The organism is Paraburkholderia sp., assembly GCF_035501035.1.
GTDB lineage: Bacteria > Pseudomonadota > Gammaproteobacteria > Burkholderiales > Burkholderiaceae > Paraburkholderia.
Map to the genome: position 1 here is coordinate 1 of NZ_DATJWR010000178.1, position 2,448 is coordinate 2,448.

2 protein-coding genes are annotated in these 2,448 nt (G+C 64.9%); both read left to right on the top strand.

What is annotated here, in order from left to right:
- Positions 1-955: Re/Si-specific NAD(P)(+) transhydrogenase subunit alpha (locus tag VMJ11_RS12505; RefSeq protein ID WP_325619723.1), on the top strand; the 955-nt coding region annotated here is incomplete at its 5' end.
- Between the two features lie 13 nt (positions 956-968).
- Positions 969-2,384: a Re/Si-specific NAD(P)(+) transhydrogenase subunit beta gene (pntB, locus tag VMJ11_RS12510; protein ID WP_325619724.1), complete on the top strand. Its 1,416-nt coding sequence runs from the start codon at positions 969-971 to the stop codon at positions 2,382-2,384.
- Positions 2,385-2,448: the final 64 nt, after the last annotated feature.

The following is a 2,448-nucleotide window of genomic DNA, read 5'->3' on the forward strand; positions in this document are numbered from 1 at the left end:
GGGTGAATTCGTCAAGGTCGACTACGAGGAGGAAGGCTCGGGCGGCGGCGGCTACGCGAAGGTCATGAGCGAGGGCTTCCAGCAGGCGCAGCGCGCGATGTACGCGCAGCAGGCGAGGGACGCGGACATCATCATCACCACAGCGCTAATTCCGGGCAAGCTGGCTCCAAAGCTCATCACGTCCGAAATGGTGCAGTCGATGAAGCCGGGTAGCGTGATCGTGGACATGGCAGCCGAACAGGGCGGCAACTGCGAGCTGACGGTGCCCGGCGAGGCGGTGGTGCGCCACGGCGTGACCATCGTCGGTTACACGGATCTCGCCTCGCGTCTGGCGAGGCAGTCGTCCACGTTGTATGGCAACAACCTGCTGCGCGTGGTCGAGGAACTGTGCAAGACCAAGGACGGCACGATCAACGTCGATTTCGATGACGACGCCATCCGCGGCCTCACGGTCATCAAGGAAGGCAACATTACCTGGCCGCCGCCACCGATCAAGCAGCCGGCCGTCGCACCCAAACCCCAGCCCGCGGCTGCTGCGGCGGCAGCCGCGCCGAAGAAGGGCCACGGCAGCAGCGAACCGATGTCAGCGCAGTCGCTCGCCATCGCGTTCGGCGTCGGCGCGCTGGCCTTCCTGATGGTGGGCCTGTTTGCGCCGGCCACGTTCCTGTCGCACTTCACGGTTTTCGTACTGGCCTGTTTCGTCGGCTACATGGTGATCTGGAACGTCACGCCGTCGCTGCACACGCCGCTCATGAGCGTGACCAACGCGATCTCGTCAATCATCGCCATCGGTGCGCTGGTGCAGATCGCGCCGCCGCTGGACGGCTCCGCGACGGGCGACCGGCCATCCGGGCTGATCCTGGGCCTCGCCGTGGGCGCGCTGGCACTCACGGCCGTCAACATGTTTGGCGGCTTCGCGGTGACGCGTCGCATGCTGGCGATGTTCCGCAAATAAGGGGACGATAACAATGACATCCAACCTGACTACCGTCTCCTATATCGGCGCGGCGATTCTCTTCATCCTGAGCCTTGGCGGGCTGGCCAATCCCGAGACCGCGCGCCGCGGCAACCTGCTCGGCATGATCGGCATGCTCATCGCGGTGCTGGCAACTGTACTCGGTCCGCGCGTGTCGGCCGAAGGCATTCCGTACGTTGTCGCTGCGCTGGTCGTCGGCGGGGCGGTTGGCCTGTTCGCCGCGAAGAAGGTGCAGATGACGCAGATGCCCGAACTGGTCGCGCTGATGCACAGCCTCGTTGGCCTCGCGGCGTGCCTCGTGGGCTTTGCCAGCTACATCGACTCCTCCGTGCAGTTCGCCGGCGCCGAGAAGGCGATCCACGAAGTCGAGATTTATGTAGGCATCCTGATCGGTGCGGTGACGTTCGCGGGTTCGGTCATTGCGTTCGGCAAGCTGTCGGGCAAGATCGGCGGCAAGCCGCTGCTGCTGCCGGCGCGCCACTGGCTGAACCTGGCCGCGCTGCTGATCGTGATCTACTACGGTCACGCGTTCCTGCATGCAGAGACGATTCAGGACGGCACGATGCCGCTCGTCGTGATGACGGTGATCTCGCTGCTGTTCGGCGTGCACATGGTGATGGCAATCGGCGGTGCCGACATGCCCGTGGTTGTGTCGATGCTCAACAGCTACTCGGGCTGGGCGGCGGCGGCCACCGGCTTCATGCTCGGCAACGACCTGCTGATCGTGATCGGCGCGCTGGTGGGCTCGTCGGGCGCGATCCTCTCGTACATCATGTGCCGCGCGATGAACCGCAACTTCATCAGCGTGATCGCCGGAGGCTTCGGGACCGGCGCGGGCGTGCCCGCAACTGCGGGCGGCGCGAGCGCGCAGCCGGCCGGCGAGGCGGTGGCAGTGAGCGCCGCCGAAACCGCCGAGCTACTGCGCGACGCGAAGCGCGTGATCATCGTACCGGGCTACGGCATGGCGGTCGCACAGGCCCAGCATACGGTCTTCGAACTCACGAAGCTGCTGCGCGAAAAGGGCGTCGACGTGCGCTTCGCGATCCACCCGGTGGCGGGCCGCATGCCAGGCCACATGAATGTGCTGCTGGCCGAAGCGAAGGTGCCATACGACATCGTGCTCGAGATGGATGAGATCAACACGGATTTCCCGGAGGCGGACGTTTCGATGGTGATCGGCGCGAACGATATCGTGAACCCCGCGGCGCAGGAGGACCCGGCTAGCCCGATCGCCGGCATGCCGGTGCTGGAGGTGTGGAAGGCGAAGACGTCGATCGTGATGAAGCGCAGCATGGCTTCTGGCTATGCGGGCGTGGATAACCCGCTCTTCTACAAGGACAACAACCGCATGCTGTTCGGCGATGCGAAGACGATGTTGAGTGAGATCTTCGGGGTGTTGAAGGCCTGAACGCGGCCATGCGGGACTCGCTGAAGAGCAACGAAGCGAATCGGAGAAGATCGTGGCGCTCACC